Annotated in this window: 4 protein-coding genes; 1 reads left to right on the top strand and 3 read right to left on the bottom strand. The window is 43.5% G+C overall.

Annotated features, from left to right (window positions below; all coding sequences use genetic code 11):
• The 3 genes from BUB99_RS18335 to BUB99_RS18325 form a co-directional block, all read right to left on the bottom strand.
• Positions 1-6,692: hypothetical protein (locus tag BUB99_RS18335; RefSeq protein ID WP_139281094.1), on the bottom strand; the 6,692-nt coding region annotated here is incomplete at its 3' end.
• 228 nt (positions 6,693-6,920) lie between these two features.
• Positions 6,921-10,274, bottom strand: coding sequence for an FG-GAP-like repeat-containing protein (locus tag BUB99_RS18330; protein ID WP_084190660.1), 3,354 nt, complete (start codon positions 10,272-10,274; stop codon positions 6,921-6,923).
• A gap of 6 nt (positions 10,275-10,280) precedes the next feature.
• Complete coding sequence (locus BUB99_RS18325) at positions 10,281-11,846, bottom strand: PorP/SprF family type IX secretion system membrane protein (RefSeq protein WP_073125006.1); 1,566 nt, start codon at positions 11,844-11,846, stop codon at positions 10,281-10,283.
• A 229-nt stretch (positions 11,847-12,075) separates the two neighbouring features.
• On the opposite strand from BUB99_RS18325, the gene BUB99_RS18320 reads away from it, so the two are divergent.
• Complete coding sequence (locus tag BUB99_RS18320; RefSeq protein ID WP_073125004.1) at positions 12,076-12,915, top strand: outer membrane beta-barrel protein; 840 nt, start codon at positions 12,076-12,078, stop codon at positions 12,913-12,915.
• The last annotated feature ends 158 nt before the right edge of the window (positions 12,916-13,073 follow it).

Below are 13,073 nucleotides of genomic sequence, written 5' to 3'. Positions count from 1 at the left end.
AGCGTGATGGTAATCTGACCATTGTATTCACCAGAAATAGTTTCTGCGAGATTACAGACGGAGTTGTTGACCGTAGCACCTGGTGTTGCATCCTCTGTAGCTGTATAAGCCGCCGGAGGGTTGTTGTTGATGGTGACGGAAATAGGATCAGACACACAGCCAGAGGCTAAATCAGTCATTACGACCGTGTAAATACCGTTATTGAGATTTTGGATATGCTCCGTTGTAGCGCCTGTGACTGTTACAGAAGCCGTATTAGTCAAACCTTTGGTGACAAAGATGTCATCACCATCTTCGATTTCTTTGGTGTCATCCACATTAGAACCATAGTACCAAGTAAAGGATACATCTCCAGATGCGGCTGGTGAACCGTCTACTTCGATGTTGTTCAATTCTATTGCCCCATTTGGATACGTCGCAGCACCCTCACAGACTGTAAGAGGAGTAGAGGTAACATCTCCCCCAACGGAGTTGTCGATGTTGACAGACTTTACATCATCTGCTATGCTATAAGTCTCCACTGCTACACAACCTGTGGTAGTATTTGTTACACGTACTGCATAGTCACCACCTGGGATGTTTTCTAGTACATTGTCTGATTCGGTAGCTGATGTGAGTACTGTGGCAATTTCTTGTCCCGCAGTAGCATCAGTCCCTGAGAACCATTCCCATGTGTAGTCACTTATTGCTGTGCCCGTAGGGAGTGAAGTAGGGTCAATCGTGATTTTACCGTCATGTGCTGACGTGGTGTTGACGGTGATGTCACAGACACTGTTGGTTAAAGTATTAGCTGCATCCAGTGTTGCATTCAATGTGATAGGGGTAGCTTCTACCTCTATCGTGACTGGATCAGACGCACAACCTGTAGCAGTTCTACTAGCTATCACGGTGTAAAAGCCGTCATCTAGTCCTGTGATGTGGTGGGTAGTAGCACCTGAAATCACTTGAGTAGCTGCAGGGCTGTTGCCTTTCAAGGTCGCTATGTCATCACCGTTAGAGATGAGTTTAGTTGCATCTACCGAAGAACCGAAATACCAAGTATAAACGAAATCAGCAGGGGCAGAACTAACTGCATCGCTCACCGTCACTAACTCAATCTCTCCATCTGCGAAATTGGCACTGCCTTCACAAACTGATAAGTTTGTCACGTTAGCAGTGGTTTCGTCTATCGTAGGATCCGTAGGGTTATTTGTTAAGGTAATGGTAGCTGTGTTGACACAACCGCCATCATCTGTTACACGAACGGTATAGGTTGCCTTTGATACAGGAGCATTTAGGCCTGTGATAGTTTGATTATTTGTACCTGATAAAGCTACAATAGACCCGTTGCCTGCATCGTCACCTGCTGAGAGAGCAGTACCTGAGTCATCGGTACCGATGAACCATTCAAAAGTCGTGTCATCTGTAGTGTAGGTGTCTGTTGCTGCTACATATCTACTAGCAGTCAATGAACCATTGGCTATCGTACAGCCAGTATTTGAGGCAACTTCTTCGAGCTTGATTTGCGGTGATGCAGGTTGGTTAGGAATGGTTACACTAAGAGAACCAGGGCTACAGCCTGTCAGTGTATGTACGGCAGTTACGGAGTAGTCGCCGGCTGCAAAATCGATAAGGTTGTTAGCAGTAGCGTCTACATTCCCGTCTAGGTCTGTTTTGCCAGCAATAGGGTTTCCACTAGAATCAAACCATGACCAAGTATATTCGGTTTTCGAATCGCCAAATACATTGATAGACACAAAACCATTAGGCGTGCCACTACATGTAGTATTGGGTGAAATGATCGGGCCTGCATAAGTAGGTGAGTCTGAATTGTCAGTAATTGTGACAGGCGTAGTACTCGAACATAGGTTATCAAGGTTGATAACTTCTACGGTGTAAGTGCCATTTTCTAATCCTGTGAAAGTATAATCTCCATCAGCGTCGATATAAGGGCCATCGTATGGTGTAGCCCCTGTATTAGTACCAGTGTAGATATTGTACTCATAACCAGCTGCGGGTTCTCCCAAAGTGGTGTTAGTAGATGAAGCGACTCTTTGTGAGCCATTTCCGTTCACACAGAAATCATCAGAGGTCTTAAGTTGTCTGATAACCACTGGCTGCTGATCGGCTTCTTGGACTACTACAGTGATGTCATCGGTAGGACAACCCGTGATGTTGTTGACTATTGAAATGGTATATGTGCCAGCTGGTAGATCATCAAATACAGCGGTAGTGTTTTCTGCTACTAATTTGCTTGGGTCGCTGGTGTTGCTACCTTCATAGAGTTGATAGTAGTACTGAGCTACTTCGAACACGATTCCATCAAGTAGATTACCTACTACGTTACTTCCGTTTTCTGAAGAAACAGCTTCAAATGCAAAACGAGTAGCAGTTTGTCCCGCAGGGATTACATAATCTCCTTCATAATATGCCCAACCGTTTAGTCCAGAGTTGTTGAGTTCAGAACATTGGTTACTAATGACTAGTCCATTTTCCCCTTCAGAAATATCGTCTATTTTGAGTGCAATACAGTCGGTACCATTTACACGTGATCTGTGAGCAAAGCCCCATTTCATACGAATACCAGGCTTGGTTACCACGTCAAAGTACAGCGTACTAGGGTAGTGAGCATTGAGTTCTGCCCACTGATGTCCTTCATACGGTTGCTTGCCTTCGAATCCCGCTGGGTGGATTTCGATTACGTTGCTATAGGTTTCTCCCGCATGGTCATTGTAGGTGCTCCATCCATCGGTGTTACTTTGATCGATATAGAACCATCTGTTAGAACCAATAGGTCCTCCAGCGACTACATAAGGTGCATTGCTGGCTAATCTCGTGTCAGGAACTTCAAAGCTACCATTCTCTACTACTTCATACTCATCGGTGTCTACAACGTCTAGTGCCAGACCAGAGGCATCAATAGAACCAGAAGCCACAGAAGTACCATTACATGAGGTAGCATGCTCAATGACAATATGATCTAATGGGTCGACTGGACTGGTAGGGTTAGTGATGTTATCGTCAATCGTGAACTGACTTCTACCTGTACACCCAGTACTGTTTTCTTCTGCAATGACAAGATATTGACCTGCACTGAGTAGGAGGGCACTTTGGCCGTTTCCTCCCGATACAGTACTGATTTTATTAGCGTCAATGATACTTGAGCCAGAGTAGTAAGTGAAGGTGTAGTTAGAACTTACATCTCCAAAGACAGTAGCAGTTGCGCTACCACTACCATTGTCACTACAGGAATTATTGTCTCGGGTGTCTACTCTTACTACTGGCGAATCAGAATTATCTAAGACCTCCAAAGTTATAGGAGCTGAGAGACAACCCGTGTTTTTGTTAATTAACTCTATGGTATAAAAACCTGGAGCTAAGTCGTTTCTTCTTCTTCCAGAGACTCCTCCTCCATTGTTGCCATTGCCACTGTAATCTGGAGTGGCTTTTATCTCCGTACCATTGTACCAATTGAATAGAAACTGGGAGAGATTATCATCATTACTCGGGTTGGAGTCCGTATTGTTTGCCGTGTTGAGTGTGATTTCTCCAGAGTTTGGCGTTTCACAATCAGTAACATGTACAATATCTTCTTCTACGATCACGGGTAGTATGACAGCAGTACTCACGTCTTCTGACAAGGTTTCTTCACAGCCTGATAGGTTGTCGGTCACCACGACAGTGTAGGTGCGTGCTTGTAGGTTGGAAGCAACTGCTCCTGTACTCTGTACTGTAGTCAAGTCATTACCTATGTACCATTTGAAATCATATCCTGCAGTGATGTGGTCTGTTCCGTCAATGACGTAGGCTGTCAATACCCCATCAGGTGAAGAACAGTTGGTGAGGTCTTGAGTCTTGTCTATACCTACGACAGGTCTGTCTTCGATTCTGTCGATGATGATTTCTTCTGGATCAGACTGACAGGAGTTGCTTTGTGAACTCGCGATGACTTGATAGGTACCGTCTTCGAGTGTTGCGATTCTGTTACCTGTGTAGATTGTATCTGAATAGTTGTTGTTTTGAAACCAGTGAAAATCAAACCCAGCAGTGATTTCACCAGTTTGCGCGTCAGTTACACCTTCTACCAAAATATTATCTAGATAGTAGAATTCATTGTCTTCGGTTGTTTTTACTCTAGCGATGATTTGTATTTCGTCACCAGCATCTGCTGCGGTAGCAGTGATAGAACCAAAGTTACCCGAATGGATGCCGTCAGTAAAACCTATTTCTGATCCCCCATCCAATGAATAATAAAGTCTGAGATAGTCATTCCCGTTATCTGTATGTGGACTTGAGCGTAGGTCTACTGATACACGTACTGACTGGTGCCCTCTGATATCTATTACTTCTGATTTCCAGACAGCTTCACCATCTGTGTCTGCAAAGAATAGTTCGTTGGTAGCTCCCGTAAAGGAAACGTTTAGATCATCTGCGTCTGATGGGGTAGTAGTGAATTCCCATGCAGTCGTACCATTGTCTACTTCTACACCTGCTGTTAGATCATCAAAATCTTCATCCCATATCTCTTCGACGGTTTCACTAATCGTACCAAAGTAGTATACTCTGGCATCACCATTGTCTGGTAGGGCAGGGTTACATAGTTCGTTATGACTAACGATTTCATGTTCCAGATCAAAAGCCTCAGAAGTAACTGCGGAGAATTCTATATTGTTGTCATCATTACACTCAGGGATGGGTCTAATGAAGTTCGTGACGGCTGGGTTTTGGGTTCCATCGTCGTTGACGGATACATAGAGATCAAAATCTCCACCACCACCGATAACTTCAGCAGTGATAGCCATGCTACTACCGACATTGAAGCCTGACATAGAGGTAGTAACGGTGTTTAGTTTGGTAGATCCATCTTCTAGCGGAGAACCATTGTAGAAGGTGATTGGTAGAATACCAGAAAGGACTACATCCCCAGAATTTTGGATGTTGACGGTGACACTGAACGATACGTCGGGACATGCCGCCATACCGATATTGGTAATACTCACGATATCGATGTCTGGCGTTACATAGGATGGGCAGCCATCTTCGTTGAGGTAAGGCGCTTGGTTCAAGAATCCATTGAGAGGACGGTTGGGGCCAGAGGTACATACATTACTAGAAAACACTTTGGTTGGGTCTTGTTGTATTGCAGGGATAGTCAAATCATCATTGACGTTGACGTTAAAGTAACCATGCTGATTCCATACAGCTCTAGAGGGTTGCCAGTTTTCACCGCCATCTGCTTCGAAGACTCTGATTTGACTCCATTTACCATTTGAGTATGGAGAGAAAGGCGTGTTGTCATCGGTAGAACAGGCTACACATATTTCACTCGCGCCATCACCATCTACATCCGCCACGACGGGATATTCTTCAAAGGTTCTTGAGGTACATTTGATTTGTTTCAATGAGACCGCAGTTTTACCATCTATGATATGGACGTACTTCTCCCCACGGTAGATGATTTCAGCGGCTTTGTCATCGTTAAAGTCAAATACGGTACACCCGGTAAAGCCAGATGACCCTTCATTGATGTCCTTGTACCATAGCTCATCCATGTTTTCGTCTAGCGCATAGAGTCTTTGTTTGGATACGAACGTACAGTTGAGTTTTCCGTCTCCATCGATATCCGCGATGTTGATACGTCCAGTTGCATTTTTATGGTTTTGCGGGACATTGAAAGTCAGTGTGTTGTTGTTTGTAGGATCCCAGAAAAAGGCCGTCGTGACCAATGAACCACTTACATATTGTCCACCACTGAAGAGTACATCGATGTTTCCATCTAGGTTGTAATCGGCTACTGCAGCGGCATTGAAGTTCCAGCTATCATATTTGATGTCATATTGACCATCCGAAGGTAGGATGTCATTGATGTCCATCTCTAAATTTCTTGTTCCCGTTACGGTTACGTTAGGGTCACTTTGTGCAGGGATGTCTACGCTATAGATTTTACCTCCCGTTACAATCTCTAAACCAGAACAAGCGGCACAGGCCGCATCAGGTAAAATATCTACAGCTAGCGTACCGTGAGGTACTTCTGTTCGGAAATTACCCGTACCTGCTATGATTACATCTCCTGTATGTGCATTTCTAATTTCATTACCATGCAATAGTTCAACCACTCCATCTCCGTTGAAATCTGCAAGGGATATGATCCCGACTTTGTCTCCTGTGTTTGTCTGCTTACTCCATATTTGATTCAACTCACAGTCGTACATTTTGATGTTTTTGTTCTTGAATCCTCGAACAAATATTTCACCACAGTCGTCATCGTTTAGATTGGCAATCGCTACGGTTTTGGCTATATCAAAACCTACATTGAGAGGTCCTTCTTGAGTGGCACCTGTAGCACCATCTAGGATAGTGACCGTATTGAGCTCACGATTGGTAGAGACTACCTCTGGTGTGCCATCACCATCTATATCTCCTATGGCTGGGGTGACAGAGTTAAATGCCGTTTCGTCTGCTGATGCCCACTGTAGCTTGACCGTGAACGCAGGGTTCTGCGTAGCGGCATCACTACATTTGACTGAGTTTCCAAAATAAAACTCGAGACACTGTGCATCCCCAGAACACTGACCATCGTAACAGTCAATGAATCCGTCATTGTCATTGTCGATTCCATCATCACAGATCTCTTGTGCAGAGACCATGAAAGAGGTCAACAATGCAGTTAACAAAAAAGGAAGGATAAAAATTATCTTTCTATAGCTATTCATAGGAGTTGAAAAAAGTTATACTTTTTATGCGTGAGCAAGGCATAAAGTAACCAGCTCGGTTTTGTTCTAATTCTACTAGAGAATCACCATTATATGTATAATGTAAGACTATCACTAGGCTAAAGTAAGCATTGTGTACTTTTTTTATATAGAATATGACAAATAGAAGGTGTGTTTTCGATGAATTTACGGTTTTTGCGTACCAACTAGGTGATTTGCGTAATTAACTTATCGAGCCATAAAAATCGCTCCTCCACTCTCATTTTCACTGTCTGAACAGGACATTCTAAAATAGTAAGTACCGTTAGGCATTTCCTGTCCATTGGCTCTGCCATCCCATACACAATCATCGAAACTGTTGTCGGGAGAGAAGCTAATGTCCTTTACTTTTCGGCCTTTAGCATCGAATATAGTGATTTCACAGTCTGTTCCGCTGACGTTAGATATTTGCCAGCAGTCATTGATGCCGTCACCATTGGGTGTGAAGCTCTTGTCTGCTCTCACTCCTGGGGTGATGAGTAATACACTGTCTGTAGCTTGGCAGTCTTGTAGATCGATACCTGATAAAAAAACTTGCTCACGGGCACTGCTTGGTGTCACCAATACATCGATGGCGGTAGGGTTGTCTATTATGTCTTCAGGCGTCCACACGGGAGAGGTCGCGTCAGTACTCAGGTTGATTGTATATTGATCTTCTTCTAGATTAATAATCTGTCCTAAAGTCGGGTCGCTCACGATTTGGTTGCTGCCTGTTGGTAAAATTGAAATCCCACCGTTGATGTAGTTACTCACTTGTACTTCACTAGCATAGAAAGAGCATTGAAGGTCATCTCTGAGCAGAACTGTGGTTCGTGACTCACCACTGATCTGTGCAGTGGAGGTTTGTGATACAGTGGTAGTGTCTGTCCCGCTTATTGTTTTCCAATTGTAACTCGTATAAGGGTCTTGTACTCTGAGAAGCAGGCTAGACTCTTCACATTTTTCATAGTTGACGGGGTCTGAGTTGTCTGACCGAATCAAATTTAATGCTGAACCGCTAGGGGTCGCTGTGATTGTAATCTCTTGGGTAGTTGGTGTATAGGTACAGTTGGTTACACCAGCATAGCTGGTTGTGAGGCTGACGGTGTAAGTACCTGCCGATGCATGTGCATGACTAACGGTATTACCAGTAGCAGTACTGCCGTCTCCGAAATCCCAAGTATTGACCAGAGTCAATCCTGTATCACCAGTAGAGGTCGCTATATAGCTGATGTCAGCTCCTTCGCAAAGTGTTGTAGCTGAAGGAGTGAAAGAAGCCACAGGTGGAGTGTTTTTGGTGATGGTTCGCTCTTCGCTCGTTTCAGCACATCCAGATTTCAAGATCGTGACGCTGTAGTCTCCTTCGTCAGTAATAGTGAGTCCAGCTGGATCCGTTTGCGCGGGGGTAAAGCTCGATCCATTTAATTTCCAGTCGTAGGTGTACCCCGAAAAAGTACTTGTGGTAAGGGTGAGACTAGATCCATCGCAGATTTGGTCCGCTTCTTCGTTGTTAACGGTGACAGTAGGGAGTACGACAACTTCTAAAGTGACAGGTGCAGAATTAATCTCGCAACCACTACTGCTAGAAGTGGTAGTGAGTACGTATGAACCCGAACTGTTGATGTCAACTGAAGATACAGTGATCGCAGTGACGTCAGTACCTTCTACTTCAAAATTATTTGGTCCAGTGAGTTTAAAGTTAGATGTGCTAGGATCTGAGATGATGTTGACACTCAAGTCTTCTCCTACACATGGTGTGTTGGTGTTAAAGGTGAAAGATGGGGTCGTATAGCTGGCACTTAGTGACTGGACTGTGATAGCTGGTGAATCATTAGAGCAGGCATCTGCTATGGCAACCGTGTAGTTGCCCGCATCTGACTCCGTTACAGTAAGGGTTCTGCTAGTCGCAGCGATGATTGTACCGTTTTTCTTCCAGATATAGGATAAACCTGTTTCTGGAGCGATCAGGTCTACGGTTTCACCTGTACAGAGTTTAGTGCTCCCATCTACGGTGATTTCAGGATCAAAACAAACTTCGTTATACTTGATACCCATGGCACCTTGAGCAGCTGCTGTAGAATTGTTAGTAAAGACGAAATCGGGTCTACCATCATTGTCTAGGTCTGCAATTTTTATATTTCTACTATTGTTGGTGAGCGGTACATTGCTCACGCTATAGCTGGCTGCAGCGATACTGGTAGGGTTGTCATTGGTTAGGACGTAAAAGTTGTTAGTACCTACGGATGCAAAGACGATATCCAGATCACCATCTCCGTCTATGTCTCCTAGATCTAAGCCCCAGCTTCGTTGGATGTCTTGGATTTCAAAAGAGTTGGCAAAAGTAGGCGTGGATCCCACAGTCGTAGAAGTGTTAGCGATAATTTCGACGAGGTGAATACTGACATCCGAGTTACTCAAGACGATATCTGCAAAGCCATTTTGATCCAGATCACCTACTTTGATCGTTCGTATACTAGCACCTGAATCAACGAACTGAGGACTGTTAAAACTAAAGTTGCCTGGGTTGCTATGGTTTTCGAATACATATAATCCCCTGTCTGTAAAATTGGAAGTGATAATTTCGGGGAAACCATCGTTGTTCATGTCTGCTATTTCTAGTCCTCCTAATCCAGCAGTCCCTGAATTTTCCGAAGCTGTCAAGATGACTGGGGTAGCATTAAGAGTGATCGTTTCTGGCGTACTGCTGTTTTGATAGATGAACAGGCTGTTGTCATCTTCTGCCAACGCGACCAACTCTGGATGACCATCTAAATCTAAATCTGCAATGGCTATTTTACCTGGTTTTCTAATGTCTCCATTAGAGAGGTTTGGGATTTGTACGGTCTGCTTTGCGGCAAAAACAGGTGCGTCCACACTGCCATCTGCTGCAGTTGTATTTCTATAGATATATAATAGTCCTGATCCTCCTAACTCGTTAGCAACTAGATCCGCATAGCCATCTCCATCGAGATCACCACAGATTACATTGGTGACTTTTTGCGTATTACTGATGGACGATTTTACGAAGGATGCATTACTACTACCTGGTGCTGTACTCGTATTGGTGAATACCGTAATGTTATTGCTGCCGACATTCGAAAGGATAATGTCCAAATCACCATCTTTGTCCAAGTCACAGGTGCATAAGTCTTGGGTTTGGAATTCATTGGTGTTGTTAGTGACTTGACTACTGAGATGGTCATTGATTTCATCGGCCCCTAAGTCCGCAGCTTCAAAAGTATTGAAGAACTTTTGATTAGAGTAGGCGATATCTCCAGTGAGCGTATTGACTACTGAGATTTGCTCAAAAGTAGCACCATAAGGCACTGTTGCGATGAGTAGGGATGCACTGGCGTCTACGGTAGTCGCTGCTACGCCTCCAAAGAATACGGTCACATTACTAGTAGGGAAATCACTACCAATGATATTGATAGTTTCTCCTACTGCTGCTGAGTTAGGACTGATTTTGTTGATATAGGGAACTTGAGCCACAGCGGAAGAACTGATCAGGCTGATGGCGATTATAACAAGGTGCTTGAGTTTCATTATCGTTTGCTTCAACATAGCTGATTAGTTCAATACATTTAAGATATATACGTGATCTAGGTTGTGTCTAGAACTCCATACTTTCTGCTCTTCTTCGGCTTGTCTCATAGTGGCTCCTTTGTGTACCACGACTACATATTGCTTCATCTTAGAGACATACCCTACGATTGCGCCATGATAGCCCATTTCGAATATTTCATCACTGTAGTCTTCTGCGGCCTGGAAGTCATCGAACTCACCTGCTACGACGTGGTGACCTGCTGGTAATTCTAAGAAGTGGCCACCTTTTCTCACTGTACTAGGAGGGAGTTCGGCAGATGTAGCTGGTGTAGCGGTCAATGCGTCTGTCCATTTTACGGTTGAGATTTTTGAGCTGTCTACACGAACCTGTGTGTAAGTCGCTCCGATTTCCCATTCTCCCGCAGTGTTGGTGCGATGTTTTAAAGGGATAGAATGATCAATGGTCTCACTAACTATAGCGATTTCTGCCGCAGGAGTTGCCTCTTCTGCTTCGGTCTGTACAGGCGTTTCTACAGGTTCTTCTGTGGCTGGCGTAGGAGCAGGGGTTGTAACGGCTACAGCCTCTTCTTCACGCTGTTGTTGTGCTCGTTGCTGAGCGAGTTGCTGTCGTCGCTGTGCAGCACGGTCTTCTTGTGCTTTGGTTCTTCTGAAATTCTGTATGAAAGATTGTGCTTGCTTTTGTGACTTCTTTTTGTCTCCTAGGTTGTACCCAATACTTACCTCGGCAGTTCCTGAAGAGTAGCCTGCCAGTTCTGTGTTGCCGTATTCATAGGAGAAACCTATAGCCCATTGTTCTTGGATTTTGAAACCAGCCAGTGCTGCGATTCCATATTCTTGTCGGTAATTTAACCCTGCCCAGACTACGTGACCGATATGAGCAATGGCTGCTACTTCAAATTGTGGCATGTTCACTGTAGAGAACCTATAGAGGACATGTGGTTCGATCGCTAGATTCTTGTTGAGCAAATAACGATAGCTCGCTTGTATCAATAGATTTTCATAAGGCTTGAGTTGTATTTCGCTGAAGCCATCAGGGCTGACCATGTCTCTTCCGATTAAGTTAGGAACGGACAGTCCGATATTCAAGTCGTTGTAATAGTAAACAACTCCTAAATCTGCCGTGACATATGAAGTACCTGTACCTGCATACTTGGCTAGGGTAGGGTCATTGCCAGCTTCTACGTCATAGCCCGTGTAGCCTCCCCCCAGAGAGAGTCCAAATCGAATAAATTGTTTTCTCTCTAGTTGTAATAAATAACCTCCCGTTACTTTTGCACCAGAGGTAGTAATGGCGCCAACTTGATCGTTGTAGGCCATCCCTCCGATAGATAGGTTGTTTTGTAGAGGCGTGTGAAAACTTACATGAGCATAAGCGGGGGCTCCATCGAGTCCTATCCATTGCTGGCGGTAAGAACCAAATAATGTACTGTAGCCTGTCGATCCGACATAGCCTGAGTTTAGTACATATGGGTTCATGAAAAACTGGCTGTAAACGCGTTGATCTTGGGCACTGATTTTACCAACTACTAAAAAGGAGAGTAGTAAAAATGATAATGTTATTTTTTTCATACAAATCCACCTATCAATAATTTCATAACATAACGGGATATGTTAGGCTCTTATATACTTATGCCAAAACTATATTAAAATTGCGAAAGAACAGAAGTTGTTCCTTGATACAATAAATCGAAAGTCTTGAAATTATTATTAATTTTACAAAAGTAATGACTCATAGATGAAATATGAGATATTATATATTTTTTTGTACTTTACTTTGAATTAGATTGATCTGATAAGAATGAAAGAGAAACTGGTGTTAGTGGTTTGGGTGATGTTGTGTGCTGTGTCTGCCAAAGCGCAGTTTTGGGTAGGACCTAAAGTGGGAGGGCAGTTGATGACGCCTAGGTATCATAATGAGGCGAGGTTAGATAGTTTTAATACTTCGTCCAAAGTAAATTGGCATGCTGGGATAGCGTTTGATTACTCTACCAAAAGTAATTTTGAAGTGCATACGGAGCTAGTGTACATGCGGGTCAATAACAGAAGCCGTAGTACAGAAGCCTATGAAACACCTTTAAGCGAAGGGGGATATGGTGGACAGTTTGTAGATAGCAGAACAATTAATCATTACATATCGGCTCCACTGATGGCACGACTCGTGTTTTTTAAGGATAGTAAAATTAAGTTGCTGGCACAGCTCGGGCCACGACTGAGTTATTGGTTAGGAGGTACAGGTACGTTGCGTACCGATGAGATATATGGGTTTGGGGATGAGGAAGCTAATTATAATGTGAAGTTTATGGACCTCACTGAAGAAGAATTAGCCAATACAGATATTCCAGGGAAGTTTATCGTGTCTAAACCCAATAGACTACAGTATGCACTGGATTTTGGTTTTGGAGCTATTTTTGAATTTTCTCCTACCAGTAGAGCTATCGTAGATCTCAAATATAGCTTTGGTCACTCATTCTTGGCTTTCAATGAGGGAAACGTACTGTCGGATGCTTTTATCTACGAAGAGGATACAGAGTACCATACCAATATGCTGGTACTGTCCGTGTCATATATGTATGGTTATGATGTGATGCTAAGAAGAAAAGGAAGAAGTACTTCTAAAGTGAAAACCAAAAGGAGATAGCCTTTTGGTTTTCTATACAAACTAGTTTTATTGGTCAGAGTTGGAGTTGAAAACTATGGACTTTAGTGCATCTCGCTTTAGTTTCTACCAACCTCAATAGGAAAACTAGTATTTAGATAGAGATTTGATACTTTTTTGTCTACAATCTAGTTTCTAGC

Source organism: Reichenbachiella agariperforans, from assembly GCF_900142205.1.
In the GTDB taxonomy this organism is placed as follows: Bacteria; Bacteroidota; Bacteroidia; order Cytophagales; family Cyclobacteriaceae; genus Reichenbachiella; species Reichenbachiella agariperforans.
The sequence above is the reverse complement of the archived record's forward strand: the minus strand, read 5'-3'. Positions and strand labels throughout refer to the sequence as shown.

Excerpts from the sequence above, each read along its gene's own strand:
- BUB99_RS18320 (WP_073125004.1), top strand. The coding sequence starts at position 12,076 with ATGAAAGAGAAACTGGTGTTAGTGGTTTGGGTGATGTTGTGTGCTGTG.
- BUB99_RS18325 (WP_073125006.1), bottom strand. The coding sequence starts at position 11,846 with ATGAAAAAAATAACATTATCATTTTTACTACTCTCCTTTTTAGTAGTT.
- BUB99_RS18330 (WP_084190660.1), bottom strand. The coding sequence starts at position 10,274 with ATGTTGAAGCAAACGATAATGAAACTCAAGCACCTTGTTATAATCGCC.